Below are 16,975 nucleotides of genomic sequence, written 5' to 3'. Positions count from 1 at the left end.
TCCCGAAGGCTGGATGAACGACGATGCATCGGTACAGGTCCCACACCTGCGGCGAGCTCCGCGCCTCTGACGTCGACACAGACGTCCGGCTGAGTGGCTGGCTGCACAACCGTCGAGACCTGGGCGGCATCCTCTTCGTCGATCTGCGGGACCACTACGGTCTGGTGCAGCTTGTGGCCCGCCCCGGCACCCCCGCCAACGAGGCCCTGAGCTCCATCACCAAGGAGACCGTAGTCCGGATCGACGGCCGGGTCACGGCGCGCGGCGCGGACAACGTCAACCCCGAGCTGCCGACCGGTGACATCGAGGTCGAGGTCACCGAGGTCGAGGTGCTCGGCGCCGCGAACCCGCTGCCCTTCACGATCAACACCGAGGACGGCGTCAACGAGGAGCGGCGCCTGGAGTACCGCTTCCTCGACCTGCGCCGCGAGCGCATGCACCGCAACATCATGCTGCGGTCCTCGGTCATCGCGTCGATCCGCTCCAAGATGGTCGCCCTGGGCTTCAACGAGATGGCCACCCCGATCCTGACGGCGACCTCCCCCGAGGGCGCCCGCGACTTCGTCGTCCCCTCCCGCCTGAACCCGGGCAAGTTCTACGCGCTGCCGCAGGCCCCGCAGCAGTTCAAGCAGCTGCTGATGATCTCGGGCTTCGACCGCTACTTCCAGATCGCGCCGTGCTTCCGCGACGAGGACGCCCGCGCGGACCGCTCGCCGGGCGAGTTCTACCAGCTCGACGTCGAGATGAGCTTCGTCGAGCAGGAGGACGTGTTCGGGCCGATCGAGAAGCTGATGACCGAGCTTTTCGAGGAGTTCGGCAAGGGCCGCCCGGTCACCTCCCCCTTCCCGCGGATCCCGTTCCGCGAGTCCATGCTGAAGTACGGCAACGACAAGCCGGACCTGCGCGCCAAGCTGGAGCTCGTCGACGTCTCCGACGTCTTCGCGGAATCCGGTTTCAAGGCCTTCGCCGGCAAGCACGTCCGCGCCCTGCCGGTGCCGGACACCGCCGCGCAGTCCCGCAAGTTCTTCGACGGCCTCGGTGAGTACGCCGTCGAGCACGGCGCCAAGGGCCTCGCCTGGGTGCGCGTCGGCGACGAGGGCGCGCTGGCCGGCCCGATCGCCAAGTTCCTCACCGAGGACGACGTCAAGGCCCTCACCGACCGCCTCGGCCTGGAGCCCGGACACGCCGTGTTCTTCGGCGCGGGCGAGTTCGAAGAGGTCTCGAAGATCATGGCGGCGGTCCGCGTGGAGGCCGCCAAGCGCGCCGGGCACTTCGAGGAGGACGTGTTCCGGTTCTGCTGGATCGTCGACTTCCCGATGTACGAGAAGGACGCGGAGACGGGCCGTGTCGACTTCTCGCACAACCCCTTCTCGATGCCCCAGGGCGGCATGGCCGACCTGGAGGAGAAGGACCCGCTGGACATCCTGGCGTACCAGTACGACATCGTCTGCAACGGCATCGAGCTGTCCTCCGGCGCCATCCGCAACCACGAGCCCGAGCTGATGCTCCGCGCGTTCGAGATCGCCGGTTACGACCGCGACACGGTGGAGCACGAGTTCGCCGGCATGCTCCGCGCGTTCCGGCTCGGCGCCCCGCCGCACGGCGGCATCGCCCCGGGCGTGGACCGCATCGTGATGCTGCTCGCCGACGAGCCGAACATCCGCGAGACGATCGCCTTCCCGCTCAACCAGAACGCCCAGGACCTCATGATGGGCGCTCCGACCACCCTGGACGAGACCCGCCTGCGCGAACTCAACATCCAGCTGCGCAAGCCGGCCACGGAGAAGTAACCGGGACCGCCGAAGCAACCGCTGTACGCCAGAAGGGGCCGCGATCCGCGCGGCCCCTTCTGCGTTCCCGCTGCTCAGACCGGTCGGTCTCAGTCGTTGGCCGCCTCCAGGGCGGCGCCCGGGTCGGTTTCCAGGCCCTCGGAGGCGTCAATGAACGCGGACTCCGCCTCCGTCTGCCGCTGGCTCGGGATCTCCGACAGCAGGCGGCTCGCCATCAGGGCGCGGCGCTCGTCGGCCTTGGCGCACAGGGCGAGGGCGGCCGCGTTGAAGCGGACCAGGGAGGGCGGGTCGGAGGGGCCGAGCAGGTGCTCCTTCAGCGTGGCGCGGGCCGCGATGTAGGGGTCCTTCTCCGGGTGGCGTACGGACTCCAGGAGTTCCGCGACGCCGGAGCCCTCAGGCGCCAGGACGGCGGCGGCCCTCACGGTCGGGAAGCCGGCCCTGAACTCCGCCTCCGTCATGCCGCTGGTGTTGGCCACGGCGTACGGCTTCTCGCTGTCCAGGTAGTCCGACACGACGCTCGACACATCGCTGATCAACAGGTCGGCCTGGTTGAAGCAGCCGTAGATGCCGGGGCGGGGGGTGACGATGATCTGGTGCTCCCAGGCGGGCAACGACGTCCAGTAGGCCGCCTCCCACGCCTCGGTGGCCGCCGCGACGACCGCCTCGCGGTCGCCCTCCGGCGCGCCCTGGAGCATCATCCGCTCCAGCTCGTCCGCGCCGGTCCGGAAGGCGGTGCTGGTGAGCAGGTCCAGCTCCGCGGTACGGCGGGCCAGCTCGGCGGCGGCCTCGGGGCCCGGCCGGGGGCCGGATCGCCGGGCGGCGGCGTCGGCGATCAGGGCCTGGATGCGCAGGTTTGCGGCCCCGGCCTCCGGGTCGACCGAACCGGTCATCGGGTGCGGCTTGTAGAGCAGCCGTACGCCGTCGTCCGCGAGCAGCTCACGGACGATGTTCTCGCCGGCCAGCACGACCGAGGTGTTGCCCGGGTTGCCGTCCCAGCCCTCCCAGGTGGGGGCGTACAGCACCGTGGTGTACGGGCCCGCGGGCGGACCCGCGTACGGCTGGATCGGGGCCAGCTGAGGGCGGCCCACCTCGACCACGTCCTGGTCGGCGACGCCTATCTCGGCGAGCTGGTAGCGCTCACGCGCCGCCGGGCCGGCCACCCAGACCTCGTCGTACGCCTTGGCGTACGGGTTGCAGCTGGACAGCTTGTCGCTCTCGCCGTGATTGGTGAAGGCGTGCTTGATGGAGGGGATGCGCAGGACCTGCGAGGTCTTACCGGAGTTCGCCGGGTGCAGCATCATTTTCAGCGTCGAGTTCTCCAGCGCGAACATGTGGGCGACGCGGGGGATGCAGATGATCGGCACGTCGGTGGCCTGGATCTTCTGCACCATGAAGCGCTCGCGCACCACGATCAGCGGGTTGCCGTCCAGCTCGGAGAGCGTGGAGAGCCACATGTTCGCCTGGTAGGCCGACGTGGTGCCGCCGGAGAAGTACATCGCCACGGTCGGCCGGTACTCCGCCAGCCAGGTGTCCAGCCACTCCAGGGCCTTGTCCTTGCTCGCCGGGCGCTTCTTCGGCAGCAGCCAGCCGGCCAGCCGGCCGGTGCCGACGGCCATCAGGGCGATGGACACGCCGAGGCCGGCGGCGCCGCCGTACACGTCCCCGGTGATCGCGGTGACCATGAGCCCGGTGGTGGCCGGGACCGAGAAGCTCAGCAGCCGGTGGCCGGGGCGGGACGCCAGGATCCGCGGGGGAGCGGCGGACGGCCGCAGCGCCGAGGCGTCGATGTTGCGGGTGACGATCGGCAGCGTGCGGCTGCGCCGGACCATCACGGCGACCGCCTGGCAGGCGAAGTGCAGGGCGTAGAAGAGGAGCAGCCCGACGGTCAGGGGCGCCTGCTCGCGCACCGGATGTATGTCGTCGATGCGCAGCAGGCCGAGCAGGACCAGCATGTCGCGCAGCAGCTGACGGACGGTGGCGTCGAAGCGGATCTTGCCCAGCACCGAGAGCAGTGCGGGCTTGCGGTAGCGGAGGTACAGGTCGAGTGCGAGGCCGCCGGCCGCGGCGGCGACGAACACCGGCACGTGGGCGAGCAGGGCGCCCGCGAGCTGGGCGCTGAAGGCCGTGAACATCGCGAGCAGCGCGAGGAGCTGCTGCATGCGGCGGGGAACGAGTCCGGCAGAGGGCACGGTGGCGGGGCTCCTGGCGGGGAGGGGCGATCGGCTAGGGCAAGCCGTCTGGGGTCGGGGCCGCTCCGCTCCACTCGCGCCCGCGGGGGAGCGGGGACGAGGAAGCGTCGGCGGTTGACCGTATGACGAGCGCCGCCTCCGTAGCAATCCTGTGTGACATCAACCACCGCATGTGGGGCATAAGGCCGCCCGGCAGCGGGGTGTGGCGGGTCGGACGACGGCGTACGCCCCGAGCGGCGGGGTGGGCCGACCGGGATCGGGGCGTACGTCGTCTACGGGGCCGGGATGCGTTCGCAAGGCGCCGGGATGGTCTCGTAGCGGAGCTACTAGGGCATTTCGGCAACGCGGCGAACGTGCGTGCCAGACCACGCGAGACAGACGGGACTTCTAAAACACTCCCTAGCTTGAGATTTAACCTCCGGATTCGAACAGCTCCGACCAGCCCTTCCTGCCGCAAGAGCAGGCTCCGCAGCACAGTCGGAAATCTAAGCAAGTCGGGACAAACGGTGCGCATGCTGGTTCCGTGAAGCCGACTTGCGGTCGTGTTCGAGCGGCGAGGTTAAATCTCAAGCTAGTGGTCCTTCTTCGGCTCCTCCAGGCGCGGGAACAGCACCGCGCCCTTCGTCACCGTCGTGCCCGCCGGGAGCTGTCCCCAGTCGGCCGCGTGCTGCACCGGCCGGTCGGCCAGGGCGCCCAGGGACGCCTCGGCGCCCAGCGACTCCCACAGCTTCTGGGAGGTCTCCGGCATGACGGCGTTCAGCAGGACCGCCATCGCGCGCAGCGACTCGGCCGCCGTGTAGAGGATCGTCGCCAGCCGGGCCCGGCCCGCGGGCGACTCGTCCTTGGCGACCTTCCACGGCTCCTGCTCCGTGATGTAGCCGTTGACCTGCTTCACGAAGTCGAAGACCGCCAGGATGCCGCCCTGGAAGTCCAGCTCCTCGCCGATCTTCCGGTCGGCCTCGGCGACCGCCGCCGACAGGCCGTCCTGGACCGCCTTCTCCGCGTCGCCGGGCGCCGTCGCCTCGGGCAGGGCGCCGCCGAAGTACTTGCCGACCATGGCGGCCACCCGCGAGGCGAGGTTGCCGTAGTCGTTGGCGAGCTCGGAGGTGTAGCGGGCGGTGAAGTCCTCCCAGGAGAACGACCCGTCCTGGCCGAAGGCGATGGCCCGCAGGAAGTACCACCGGTAGGCGTCCACACCGAAGTGGGAGGTGAGGTCCTGCGGCTTGATGCCCGTCAGGTTCGACTTCGACATCTTCTCGCCGCCGACCATCAGCCAGCCGTTGGCCGCGACCCGGCCGGGAACCGGCAGGCCCTGGGCCATCAGCATCGCGGGCCAGATGACCGCGTGGAAGCGGAGGATGTCCTTGCCGATGAGGTGGACGTTCGCCGGGAACGTGCCGTCGAACTTGGCCTGGTCGGCGCCGTACCCGACGGCCGTCGCGTAGTTCAGGAGCGCGTCGATCCACACGTAGATGACGTGCTTCTCGTCCCACGGGACCGGGACGCCCCAGTCGAAGGTGGAGCGCGAGATCGACAGGTCGTCGAGGCCCTGCTTGACGAAGTTCACGACCTCGTTACGGGCCGACTCGGGCTGGATGAAGCCCGGGTTCGCCTCGTAGAACTCCAGCAGCTTCGGGCCGTACGCGCTCAGCTTGAAGAAGTAGTTCTCCTCCTTGAGGATCTCCACCGGCTTCTTGTGGACGGGGCACAGCTTCGTGCCGTCCTCGGCCTCGATGAGGTCGCCGGGGAGCTTGTACTCCTCGCAGCCCACGCAGTACGGGCCTTCGTACCCGCCCTTGTAGATCTCGTCCTTGTCGTACAGGTCCTGCACGAACTCCTGGACGCGGTCCGTGTGCCGCTTCTCGGTGGTGCGGATGAAGTCGTCGTTGCCGATGTTCAGGTGCTCCCAGAGGGGCTTCCATGCTTCATCGACGAGCTTGTCGCACCACTCCTGCGGGGAGACCCCGTTCGCTTCGGCCGTGCGCATGATCTTCTGACCGTGCTCGTCCGTGCCGGTGAGGTACCACACCTTCTCGCCGCGCTGTCGGTGCCAGCGCGTGAGCACGTCCCCTGCAACGGTCGTGTAGGCGTGGCCCAGGTGAGGAGCGTCGTTGACGTAGTAAATCGGGGTCGATACGTAGAAAGCCTTCACGCCTTCGCCCCCCTGCTTCTCGGATCCAGTGGCCGCCATGGTCGAAATCCTAACGGGCCGCCGGTGTTCCACTCACACGCATAAAGGGCCGGCGTCACGGCGAGGGCGGTGCCCCCCTGTGCGAGGGGGCCCGCCGTCGCCGTGACGCCGGCCCTGTCCGGTGCCTACTTCTTGAGGCCGGTGACGAGCTGCGCGTACAGCTCCGCGTCCGCGACCTTGCTCGGCGCGGGGCCCGCGTGGAAGAACGCCGCGTTCGGGGCGTCCAGCTTCCGCAGGAAGTCGAAGCCCTTGGCGTCGTGCTCGCCGAACGCCACGAACTGCCAGAAGACCGGCTTGCCGGCGGCGTCGGTCAGCGCCTGCTTGGCGGGGCCCTTCGCGTCGGGGGCGCCGTCCGTCTGGAAGACGACGAGCGCGGGCCGGTCGCTGCCGGACTTCTCGTGGTGCGTGAGGACCTCTTCGACGGCGCGATGGTAGCTCGTACGCCCCATGTGACCGATTTCGGCGTGAGCCCGGTCGACGCGGCCCTCGTGGTCGGCGGGGGTGACGTCGACGGTGCCGTCGATGTCCGTCGAGAAGAACACGACGTGCAGGACGGCGTCCGCGGCCGCGTCCGCGTCCGCGTGCAGGTGCAGGTGCGCGGCGAGCGCGAGGGTCCGGTCGGCGAGGTGCTGGGCGCTGCCGTCCTTGTAGTACGACCGCATGGACCCGGACCGGTCGAGCACCAGGTACACGTCCGCCCGCACCCCGGCCAGCCCCCGCTCCGCGAGGACGTCCCCGGCGGCGTCGTAGTGCGCGCGGAGCGCGGCGGGCACGGGCTGTGCGCCCGGCGCGACGACGGCCGCGACCGGCTCGGGCTTGGCCTTGGGCTTCGGCTCCGGCTTGGCCTTCGTCTTGCTGGCCGGTTCGGCGGCGGGCTTCGGCTCGGGCTTGGCCGCCGGGGTCTCGACGACCGGCTCGGTGGCCGGCTCGGTGGCGGTGGCGGGCTCCGGGGCGGTGGCTCCAGGCTCGGCCTCGGCGGCGACGGGGTCGGAGTCAGGCTCGGGGGCCGGCTCCGGCTCCGCGACCGGGGCCTGCTTCGCCTTGGCCGCGGGCTCCGCCCCTGCGGCGGCTGCTTCGGCCTGCGGAGTCTCCTGCGCCTCCGGGGCCGACTGGGCCGGGACCTGGGCCGGGGCCTTCGGGGTGCCCGGCGTGGACTGGGCCGGGACGTTGGGCCCCGACGAGGGGTTCTGCGTACGGGACGGGGGCGGCGAGGCCGGGGACGGGGACGGGTTGTCGAAGGCCGCGGCCACCAGGTCCGATGCGATGCCCGGAGTCCCGGACTTCTTGGCCGGGGTGGCCGGGGCGGGCTCCTCCTTGGCGGCGGGGGCAGAAGAGGGGGCCCGTACGGAAGCCACCCTCTCCTTCGCCCCGGCCGGCTCCGACGCCGGCGTCGACTCCGGCTCTGACGCGGCGGACGACGCCGCCTGCGGCTGCGGCGCGGGCGTCTGGTCCGTCGTACGTTCGGCCTGGGACGGAACAGAAGCCGCCGCCGAGGTCTCCACTGCCGGCGGCTGCTCGTTGCTCTCCGCTCGATCGCGTCCGAACACCTTGCGCAGCAAGCTCCGAATGCCCATGGGCGAGGCCTTTCGCATGAGTTGGGTGCGATGCACGTCCGCACCCGGGGGATGATCCCTGGCCAGGGCGGATACGTAAGGTTAGCGGCCCTCCCCGCCGATCTTCGGGAGGGTCAGCCGTGCCGTCCCAGTTCGAGGCGCGCGCGGCTCGCGTCGGCGAACACCGATGCCACGCGCGCCCCCTCCGGCCGCCCCGGCGCGAAGATTCCCGCCGCGTCGGCCCGTACCACCAACATGCCGTGTGCGTCGATCACTTCCGAGATGCCACGCGCCTCGATCGCGTCCCACCACGCGTCCAGGTTCCGGCCGAACCACCCGGGCAGCCCGCACGGCGCGGCCACCGCGTCCCAGAAGTCGTCCAGCGAGTCGAGCGGCACACCGCGGATGTCCACGGTGAGGTCGCCGGTGCTGTCGCCGGTGCGTCCCGGCTCGTCGTCGCGCATGGGTGTGGAGCCTAGGGGGTGTCGTGGGATCAGGCCGGGCTCGCGGGGCTTGGCAGCCAATTCGTGTCCGTCCGTTGCGCATTCACCTCGCGTTCACCCGACGGCCGCCCCCGCGCGCGCGTACGCCCCTAACGTCACCGCCGAAGACCATTCCCGACACGATGTCGGCGCAGGGCGCGCCGAACCACCCGTAAGCCCACTTGGAGGGCCCGTGCGCAATCTGCTGCCGTTGCTCAACTCGCCGCACTCGGGTGGGCGCTCCGCGCTGACCTGTCGCTACCGCTGCGGTGACGCCTGTTTCCAGGACGTGCCGAACACCAGCGACAACGAGTACGCCGGAGACGTCATAGCCGGCGCCCTGTCGAGGCGCTCGATGATGCGCGCCGCCGCCGTGGTGACCGTCGCGGCCGCCGCCGGCACGTCCGTCCTCGGGGGGTCCAGTGCCCCGCAGGCCGTCGCCGCCGACCAGGACCGCATGGGCCGCCCCGGCGAGACGTCGAGCGGCGCCCGCGGCCTGCGTTTCGCGCCGGTCGCGCCCAACACCGCCGACCGGGTCACGGTGCCGGAGGGCTACGCCCAGAACGTCGTCATCCGCTGGGGCGAGCCGATCCTGCGCGGCGCCCCCGCCTTCGACGCGGACAAGCAGTCCGCCGAGGCGCAGGCCGGCCAGTTCGGCTACAACAACGACTTCCTCTCGCTGCTGCCGCTGCGCGGCGAGCACGGCCGCCAGGTGCTAGTGGCCAACCACGAGTACACCGACGAGATCCTGATGTTCAAGGGTTACGACCCGGCCAACCCCACCCGCGAGCAGGTCGAGACCGCGTGGGCCGCGCACGGTCTGTCCGTGGTCGTCGTCCAGGAGGAGCGCAAGTCCGGCAAGCTCACGCCGGTCACCCGCCACCACCTGAACCGCCGCCTGCACACCACCTCCGTCTTCAAGCTGACCGGCCCCGCCGCCGGCGGCGCGCTGCTGAGGACGTCCGCCGACCCGACCGGCACCAAGGTCCTCGGCACGCTCAACAACTGCGCCGGCGGCACCACCCCGTGGGGCACCACGCTGCACGGCGAGGAGAACTTCAACCAGTACTTCGCCAACGGCTCCAGCGTCACCGACAAGCGCTACGGCATCACCACCGGCGCCACCGAGCGCAAGTGGGAGCTGTTCGACAAGCGCTTCGACGCGAAGCAGGAGCCCAACGAGTCGCACCGTCAGGGCTGGGTCGTCGAGCTCGACCCGTACGACCCGGACTCCACGCCCCGCAAGCGCACCGCGCTCGGCCGCTTCAAGCATGAGGCCGCCCAGCCGCGCCTGACCTCCGACGGCCGCCCGGTCGTCTACATGGGCGACGACGAGCGCTTCGACTACTTCTACAAGTTCGTCTCGTCGAAGCGGATGAAGAAGGGCGACTCGCGTTCCGCCCGCGAGCACAACCTGACGCTTCTCGACGAAGGCACGCTGTACGTCGCCAAGCTCACCGGCGACAGCCCGGCCGCCGAGATCGACGGCACCGGCAAGATCCCGAGCGACGGCGAGTTCGACGGCAGCGGCGTGTGGATCCCGCTCGCCACCGGCACCACCTCGCATGTCCCCGGCATGACCGCCGAGGAGGTGTACGTCTTCACGCGCCTCGCCGGTGACAAGGTGGGCGCCACGAAGATGGACCGCCCCGAGGACGTCGAGCCGAGCCCCCGCACCGGGCGGGTGTACATCGCGCTGACGAACAACACCGACCGCGGCAAGACCGGCAAGGCGGGCGCCGACGAGGCCAACCCGCGCAACCTGAACAAGCACGGCCAGATCCTGGAGCTCGCCGAGCACTGGGACGACCCGTCATCCGACGGTTTCGCCTGGCGGCTCTTCCTGGTCGCGGGCGACCCGGACGACCCGGCGACGTACTTCGCGGGATTCCCGAAGGACAAGGTCAGCCCCATCTCCTGCCCGGACAACGTGGCCTTCGACGACCACGGCAACCTGTGGATCTCCACGGACGGCAACCAGCTCGGCTCCCACGACGGCCTGTTCGGTGTGGCGACGCGCGGCGAGCGGCGCGGTGAGCTCAAGCAGTTCCTGACGGTGCCCAAGGGTGCGGAGACGTGCGGCCCGGTCATCCAGGACCGCCGGGTGCTCGTCGCGGTCCAGCACCCGGGCGAGATCGACGGTGCGAGCGTCGAGAAGCCTGCGTCGCAGTGGCCGGACGGACCGGGCAGGCTCGTCCGCCCGTCGGTCGTGTCGGTCTGGCGCGAGGACGGCCGCGACATCGGCGTCTAGACGACCGCCGACGGGGTTCGGGGCTCAGCCCCGGACCCCGCTCCTGAATCCCCGGAGGGCCTGTATCCCCAGAGGCCTGTATCCCTAAAGGGGCCTGAACGTTGCCGGTGTCGGCAACGTTCAGGCCCCTCCGGCGATTGAGGCCACCTGCGCCCGCCACCTCACGTACTGCTCCACCGCGTCCCCCGTGTACGACCACGGCACCCGCGCCGCCCGGCCCCCGAGCAGGGTGAACGCCTCGTGGGCGACCTCCGGCAGTCCGGCGTAACAGGCTGCGTGGGCCAGGTGGTTGAGCTCGCCGACCTCCTCCGGGAGCACCTGCCCCGGCGGTCGCCCGCCGAGCCACCGCTCGTGGGTGCGGCGTACCTCCGTCACCGCCAGCTCGTGGTGCCAGTGCCGGTCGAAGCCGCGCACCGGGCGGCCCCTCGCGGCGGCCGCGATGTACCGGTACTCCTCCACCCGGGCGATCTGCACCAGCACCGGCAGCGGCGACCCGGCGGGCGCCGCGCCCACCGCGTCGCGGGCGAAGTCGTACATCCGGCCGTGTGTGCCGTGCCAGCGCGCCGAGTGGTAGCGCAGCAGCTGCACATGGCCCTCGATGTTGTACGTATCGCGCCGCCGCAGCTCCTGCCACCATTCGCGCAGCTCCGCCCGGCCGACCCCGTCCTCGTACAGCCGCGCCACCGTCAGCAGCGACACCCAGGGCATCGGGTCCGCCGGCCGCGCGTCGGCGGCGCCGAGGCAGGCCATGACGGCGACGTCGATGTGGGTGCGGTCCACCCCGGCGCCGCGGCCCGCCTCGATGGCTTGGTTGAAGACCCGTACGACCTCGGTCGCGGCCCGTAGCACCGCCGCGTCAGGACTGTCCGGCTCGGCCGCGCGCCAGGCCTCCACCACGGAGCTGCTCGCGGCGGCGTGCGAGAGCAGGCGCAGGCGGTGGGTGCGCAGCGGCCAGTCGTCGCCGGTGGCGAGCAACAGGTCGCGTACGCCCTGCCAGCGGCCGATCACGATGTCCTGCCGGGCCGAGGTCAGCGCCCGGTCGCCGAGGTCCGGATCGAAGTCGGGGACGGCGAACCTCGGACGCGAATGGGCCCCGGGACGCGAACCTGACCCCGGACGTGAACCGGACCCGGTACCGCGACCCGAGGTGGAGCGGCGGTGTGAGGTCATCGGGTCACCTCCTGCTCAGAAGTCGGTGGGAAGCCCGGCGTCAGCGTAAGCCTTGCGTTCCGTACCGGAGTTGATGTGCGCCGCGTCGATCTCGATGGCGTGGGTGGCGTCGAGCCGTGCCGGACTGTAGTACGCGCTGCCCTGCCGCCGGTACCAGAGCATCGGGACGATCCCGGCGGCCAGGGCGCCCAGGCCGATGGTGAGGGCCGCCGCGCTGAGTTCGGTCAGCGCGGCAGCGAAGACGCAGAACATGAACAGCGAGCCGAGCAGTGGCCACGCCCCGCCGAGGAGGAAGTCCTTGGGCGAGGCGAGCAGCGTCTTGCGGTAGGCGACGACGGCGGCGAGCCCGGCGAGGCCGTAGTAGAGCGTGGTCTGCAGGCCGATCGCGGCCAGCGCGTCCGCCATGATCTGCTCGGTCGAGCCGAGCGCGTTCGAGGCGGCGAAGAGGACGAGAGCGACGGTTCCGACGACGGTGACCGCGACCCACGGGGTGTTCCAGCGCCGGTGTACGACGCCGAGGGCGGCCGGCATCGTACGGTCGCGGCCCATCGCGAAGAGCGAGCGGGTGACCTGGATCAGGGTCGTCTCCAGGGTGGCGATGGTGGAGAGCACGACGGCCAGGACCATCAGCTTGCCGCCCACGCCCGGCCAGACGGCGTCCCCGAGGACCGCCAGGACATTGGTGTCGTGGGCCGAGATCTGCTCCGTGGTCAAGATGATATTGACGGCGATGGTGAAGACCACGAAGAGCAGGAAGACGACGCCGACGCCGACGAGGGAGGCCAGTCCGGCCGTGCGGCGGCTGTTGCGGGTCTCCTCGCTGAGGTTGCTGGTGACGTCCCAGCCCCAGTAGTAGAACGCGGCGATCAGGGTGCCGGCGGCGAAGCCGGAGAAGCCGTCGAAGTGGCTGAAGCCGAGCCAGGACCAGTCGAAGGCGGTCGCGGCCCCCTGGTGCAGGAGCGCGCCGAGCGCGAAGAGGACCAGGATCACGAGTTCCACGCCGGATACGAGGAGCTGGGCGCGGGCGGACAGCCGGGCACCGCCGAGGACCACGGCGAGCATGAGCAGAAACCAGCCGGCCCCGGCGGCGGTGGCGAGCGCCGTGTGGGACGCGAGGTCCGGGTCGATGAGGGAAAGGGTCAACTGGCCCGCGGGCAGCGACCCGGCGACCATGAAGATGGTGGCGGCGACGACCAGCGCCCAGCCGCTGATGAAGCCGAGGAAGGGGTGCAGCGTGCGGCCCACCCAGGAGTAGGTGGCGCCCGCGTTGACATCGATGCGGCCGAGCCGGCCGAAGGCCAGGACGATGCCGAGCATGGGTATCGCGCAGTAGAGCAGCGCCGCGGGACTGGCGAGGCCGACGGCGCCGACCAGGACGGCGGTGGTGGCCGCGATCGAGTAGGCGGGGGCGCTGCCCGCCACCGCCATCACGATCGTTTCGAAGGTACCGAGGGCGTTGGGCTGGAGGCCTCTGCCGGAGGGGTGGCTCACGATTTCTCAACTGCTTCCGGGAGTGTGCGGCTCCGGACGGGGAGATCGAGCGCATAGTAGTGCGGCGGTCGTACCCTCGGGACCATGGCTGCAGAGCAGGGGACGAAGAGCGCGCCGGCCGGCGAATCCGGGAGCGTCCGGATCGACGTGTGGATCTGGTCCGTACGGCTCACCAAGACCCGCGCGCAGGCCGCCGCGGCGTGCAAGGCGGGCCATGTGCGGGTCGGCGGGGAGCGGGTCAAGCCGGCGCACGCGCTGAAGGCGGGCGACGAGGTGCGGATCTTCCACGCCGGCCGGGAGCGGATCGTCGTGGTCTCGCGGATCATCCGCAAGCGGGTCGGGCCGCCGGTCGCGGCGGAGTGCTACGTCGACAACAGCCCGCCGCCTCCGCCGCGCGAGTTCGTCGCGCCGGTCGCGGTGCGGGACCGGGGCGCGGGGCGCCCGACGAAGCGGGACCGGCGGGAGATGGAGCGGCTGCAGGGGCCGGGCCGTCCGGCAGAATGAGCCGCATGCCGTCGACCTCGCCACGCCGCCCCTGCGGTCGTGAAGTGGCGGTGGTGGCGGGCCGGTTCGTACGCCACGATCCGCGGACGCGGGCGGCGACGGTCTCGGGCGAGCTGAGAAGCTGGTGTCCAACTCCCGCTGGGCTCGGGGCGTCTGGCACGGCCGCTCACGGCGTTGCCGAAATGCCCTAATAGCTCCTTCCCCAAGCTCTCAACTCCGTTCGAGCAGGGGAGACCCCACCTGAGGGCACTCCGGCGCCTTGCGATCGACCGCACCAGACGCCCCGAGCTGATCCAGCGGGAGTCGGACAACAGCTTCTGACGCTGTGCGCCGGCTCGAAGCGGGCCGCCCCGCCTGCGGCGTCGCAGCGGACGCTGGACGGGTGCGAAGTGGCTCCGTTTCCGGGGCAGTTGTCCCTGTTTTGCGCGGCGGGGTCGCGCCTCGCCCGGCACCTCACCGCCGAAGCCCCCGCGGCCGCGCCGGCGAGGCGACCGCGCGGGCCGCCGCCACCTCCTGGCGGAGCGACGCCAGCGCCCCGTCGTCGTCATCGGCCGGGTCCGGGAACTCCGCCCGTACCTCCACCAGCGTGTCGCTCGCCCGCAACCCCGCCGCCAGTTCCCGCAGCTCCCGCGCCACCGCCGCCACTTCCGCCCCGTCCGGCGGCGGCGCCCCGTGGTTGATGCGGACCCGCGCCGCCGTCGTCGCGTCGACGATCCGCTCGGTCGCGACGACCAGCGGCCACCACGCCGCCGCCAGCGTCCCGGTCGGCGGCGGTTCGCTCAGCGCGCGCTGGAATTCGGTGCGTACGACGGACAGATCGCGGTAGAGCCGGCGCCGGAGCCGCTGCCGCTGCCGTTCGCCCCCCGGGTCCGGTGGCCCGAACGCGAACTCCACATAGCCCGCCGTGTCGGAGACCGTGTCCGCGAGCCGCGCACCGACGCGCGTGCTCCAGCTCTCCGGCCACAGCAGATACCCGGCGACGAGCGCGATCGCGCAGCCGATGAGGCTGTCGTACAGGCGCGGCAGGACGAGCCCGAACCCCTGCTGGTTGAGCAGGTCCGACAGCAGCAGGATGACCGGGGTGATCGCGGCGGTCTGGAACGCGTACCCCTTGGCCGTGAAGACGGGGATCAGCGAGGCGAGCACCACCATCACCGGTACGTCCCACCACCCCCGCTCCAGTTCCGCGAGGACGGCCGCCGCCACGACCAGACCGAGCGCGGTGCCGAACGCTCGCTGCACGGCCCGTGAGAAGACCGATCCGAAGTCGGGTTTGAGTACGAACAGCACGGTCAGCGCCACCCAGTACGAGCGCGGCACGTCGATGAGCGAGACGAGTGCCTGCGCCAGGCCGATGCACAGGGCGAGCCGCAGGCCGTAGAGCCAGGAGGGCTGGGACAGCAGGACGTCGCGGGTGGCCCGGCGGGCACGCACCCGCAGGGCGGCCGGCCGGCCGAGCCGGTCGTCGAGGTGCGCCGCGTCGGGTTCGGCGCTCAGGACAACGGCGGCGGCGTGGCGCAGCGCGTGGTCGACGGCCCGCCCGGACGGTGAGGTCGGCTCCGGCAGGTCGGGTCCGGTCCCGGCCGTGCCCCCGGTGCGGCCCTGCCCGACCGCGTCGCCCAGCTCCCGTACCGCGGCCGCGATTTCCGGCGGCAGGGGCCGGCGCCGCAGATGTGCGGCGGGCGCCGACTCGACGAGCGGGACGACGACGTTGAGCTGCGCGAGGAGGCGCACGAGCAGCGCGGTGCGGCCGTGGTCACGGGCCCGCCGGGCGAGGACCAGGTCGTACGCCGTGTTCAGGGCCTGCGTGACGTCCTGGCGCCGCGCGTCGTACGAGGCGGGGTCGCCGCCCGCCGCCGCCAGCAGGTCCGCCGCCGCCCGGTAGGTGCCGGCCACCGCGTCCCGTTCCGGCACACCGCTGCGCAACGGCCAGGCCAGCAGGGTCAGTACGAGCACGAAGAGGCCGCCCAGGGACAGCAGTAGCGGCGCCGTCCACCAGGGCTGCGGCATCGGCAGCCCGGCCCCGACCACGGCCTGCAGCAGGAGCAGCAGCCCGGACACGGAGGCGACCGCGCCGATCGTCGAGATCATGCCGGACACGAGCGCGACGAGGGTCAGCGCGGCGACGGCGAGCCACCCCTGCCCGTACACGAGCGTGCCGAGGGTGACGCCGAGGGCGCCGAAGAGCTGCGGCACGGCGATGTTGATCAGTCGCATGCGGTACGCGTCGGCGGTGTCGCCGATGACGCCGGACAGCGCGCCCATCGACACGAGCGCCCCGTACGTCGGCTCGTCCACGGCGAATCCGACGGCGAGCGGCGTGGCCATGGCGATTCCGGCGCGCGCGGCAGCGGCCCACGGCACGGGTGCGCGGGCGGGCCGCAGCCCCTGAGTCAGCCATTCGGGCGGTGCGAGCCGCCCGTTGCCCCCTGCTTTCTGCTCAGCCATGCCCTGAGCAGACCGAAACCCGCCCGCGTTGGCAAATCTGTCTCAGCCCATTCTTTGTCCACAGGCTGTGGATAAAGAATGGGCAGCGACCCGTGTCAGCGGCCCAGCAGGTCCCGCAGCGCGGCGTTGAAGACCTCGGGGCGTTCCAGGTTCGGCAGGTGCGCCGACTTCTCGACGACGGTCAGCGTCGATCCGGGGACGGCGGCGTGCATCGCCTCGGCGTCCGCGACCGGCGTGTACGCGTCGTCCCGGCCCACCACGATCAGAGTCGGCACGGTGACGCGGGTCAGCAGGTCCCGGTAGTCGGGCCGCTCCGCCCGCCCGCGCAGGGCGGCCGCCGCGCCTTCCGGGGAGGCGGCGGTCATCATGGCGTGCACGTACGCCGAGGCTTCTTCGTTGTACGGGGCGACCATCTTGTCCCGCACCTCGTCGGCGTACCCCTGCATCCCCTCGGCCAGCAGCCGGTCGGCTAGCGTGTTGCGCCACCGCTTGCCCTCGTCCGTCTCGGCGGCGGGGAAGGTGTCGGCGAGGACGAGGCCGCTGATGCGCCCGGGGAAGAGCCGGTAGCACTCCATGACGATCTGGCCGCCCATGGAGAGACCGGCGAGTACCGCCCGCTCGACGCCGAGGTGGTCCAGGAGTGCCTCGATGTCGGCGGCGAAGGTGGACAGCGGGGTGGCGCCGGGCACGACATCGCTCTCGCCGTAACCGCGCAGGTCCGGGGCGATCACCCGGTGGGTGGCGGAGAAGGCCGCTGTCTGCGGCGCCCACATCGTGCGGTTGAAGGGATGGCCGTGGATGAGGACGAGGGGCTCGTCACCGGCGTCACCAGTGCCTTCGTCGGTGTAGGCGACGGTGATGCCGTTGAGGAGCGCGGTGTGCGTACCCGGTGCGGATGCCATGATC

11 protein-coding genes are annotated in these 16,975 nt (G+C 71.4%); 3 read left to right on the top strand and 8 right to left on the bottom strand.

Annotated elements, in window-relative coordinates:
* Nucleotides 1–23 precede the first annotated feature (23 nt).
* Nucleotides 24–1,790: an aspartate--tRNA ligase gene (gene aspS / locus ACU6WZ_RS13290; RefSeq protein ID WP_447033560.1), complete on the top strand. Its 1,767-nt coding sequence runs from the start codon at nt 24–26 to the stop codon at nt 1,788–1,790.
* An 89-nt stretch (nt 1,791–1,879) separates the two neighbouring features.
* Here aspS and ACU6WZ_RS13285 read toward each other — a convergent pair whose 3' ends face one another.
* From ACU6WZ_RS13285 to ACU6WZ_RS13270, 4 genes are all read right to left on the bottom strand, one after another.
* Nucleotides 1,880–3,979, bottom strand: coding sequence for a hypothetical protein (locus ACU6WZ_RS13285; protein ID WP_447033558.1), 2,100 nt, complete (start codon nt 3,977–3,979; stop codon nt 1,880–1,882).
* Between the two features lie 571 nt (nt 3,980–4,550).
* Nucleotides 4,551–6,170: a methionine--tRNA ligase gene (gene metG / locus ACU6WZ_RS13280; protein ID WP_447033557.1), complete on the bottom strand. Its 1,620-nt coding sequence runs from the start codon at nt 6,168–6,170 to the stop codon at nt 4,551–4,553.
* A gap of 125 nt (nt 6,171–6,295) precedes the next feature.
* Nucleotides 6,296–7,744 carry a VWA domain-containing protein gene (locus ACU6WZ_RS13275; RefSeq protein WP_447033555.1) on the bottom strand — a complete coding sequence of 483 codons (1,449 nt, stop codon included), beginning with the start codon at nt 7,742–7,744 and terminating at the stop codon, nt 6,296–6,298.
* Between the two features lie 113 nt (nt 7,745–7,857).
* The gene (locus tag ACU6WZ_RS13270; RefSeq protein ID WP_447033554.1) at nt 7,858–8,187 is read right to left on the bottom strand and encodes a barstar family protein; all 330 of its coding nucleotides are present in this window, start codon (nt 8,185–8,187) and stop codon (nt 7,858–7,860) included.
* 211 nt (nt 8,188–8,398) lie between these two features.
* Here ACU6WZ_RS13270 and ACU6WZ_RS13265 point away from each other — a divergent pair, with 211 nt between their 5' ends.
* Nucleotides 8,399–10,456 (top strand): PhoX family protein, encoded by a 2,058-nt coding sequence (locus ACU6WZ_RS13265; protein WP_447033552.1) that lies wholly within the window; start codon nt 8,399–8,401, stop codon nt 10,454–10,456.
* Between the two features lie 120 nt (nt 10,457–10,576).
* On the opposite strand, the gene ACU6WZ_RS13260 is transcribed toward ACU6WZ_RS13265, so the two are convergent.
* Nucleotides 10,577–11,626 (bottom strand): hypothetical protein, encoded by a 1,050-nt coding sequence (locus ACU6WZ_RS13260; RefSeq protein WP_447033551.1) that lies wholly within the window; start codon nt 11,624–11,626, stop codon nt 10,577–10,579.
* 15 nt (nt 11,627–11,641) lie between these two features.
* Entirely contained in the window at nt 11,642–13,117 is a 1,476-nt protein-coding gene (locus tag ACU6WZ_RS13255) for an APC family permease (RefSeq protein ID WP_447033549.1), read from the bottom strand.
* Between the two features lie 84 nt (nt 13,118–13,201).
* Between ACU6WZ_RS13255 and hslR the strand changes: the two genes are divergently transcribed.
* Nucleotides 13,202–13,621 carry an Hsp15 family ribosome-associated heat shock protein gene (gene hslR / locus ACU6WZ_RS13250; protein ID WP_447033547.1) on the top strand — a complete coding sequence of 140 codons (420 nt, stop codon included), beginning with the start codon at nt 13,202–13,204 and terminating at the stop codon, nt 13,619–13,621.
* Between the two features lie 453 nt (nt 13,622–14,074).
* On the opposite strand, the gene ACU6WZ_RS13245 is transcribed toward hslR, so the two are convergent.
* Nucleotides 14,075–16,069, bottom strand: a complete 1,995-nt coding sequence (locus tag ACU6WZ_RS13245) for an FUSC family protein (RefSeq protein ID WP_447033546.1) — start codon at nt 16,067–16,069, stop codon at nt 14,075–14,077.
* Nucleotides 16,070–16,164: 95 nt separating this feature from the next.
* The gene (locus tag ACU6WZ_RS13240) at nt 16,165–16,971 is read right to left on the bottom strand and encodes an alpha/beta fold hydrolase (protein ID WP_447033544.1); all 807 of its coding nucleotides are present in this window, start codon (nt 16,969–16,971) and stop codon (nt 16,165–16,167) included.
* Between the last annotated feature and the right edge of the window lie 4 nt (nt 16,972–16,975).

Source organism: Streptomyces hypolithicus (assembly GCF_052934925.1).
This window is presented reverse-complemented; position numbering and strand designations above follow the sequence as displayed.

What these genes read in the sequence shown, in the direction of transcription:
- aspS (WP_447033560.1), top strand. Translation starts at nt 24, where the DNA reads ATGCATCGGTACAGGTCCCACACCTGCGGCGAGCTCCGCGCCTCTGAC.
- ACU6WZ_RS13240 (WP_447033544.1), bottom strand. Translation starts at nt 16,971, where the DNA reads ATGGCATCCGCACCGGGTACGCACACCGCGCTCCTCAACGGCATCACC.
- ACU6WZ_RS13260 (WP_447033551.1), bottom strand. Translation starts at nt 11,626, where the DNA reads ATGACCTCACACCGCCGCTCCACCTCGGGTCGCGGTACCGGGTCCGGT.
- hslR (WP_447033547.1), top strand. Translation starts at nt 13,202, where the DNA reads ATGGCTGCAGAGCAGGGGACGAAGAGCGCGCCGGCCGGCGAATCCGGG.
- metG (WP_447033557.1), bottom strand. Translation starts at nt 6,170, where the DNA reads ATGGCGGCCACTGGATCCGAGAAGCAGGGGGGCGAAGGCGTGAAGGCT.
- ACU6WZ_RS13270 (WP_447033554.1), bottom strand. Translation starts at nt 8,187, where the DNA reads ATGCGCGACGACGAGCCGGGACGCACCGGCGACAGCACCGGCGACCTC.
- ACU6WZ_RS13275 (WP_447033555.1), bottom strand. Translation starts at nt 7,744, where the DNA reads ATGGGCATTCGGAGCTTGCTGCGCAAGGTGTTCGGACGCGATCGAGCG.
- ACU6WZ_RS13245 (WP_447033546.1), bottom strand. Translation starts at nt 16,069, where the DNA reads ATGGCTGAGCAGAAAGCAGGGGGCAACGGGCGGCTCGCACCGCCCGAA.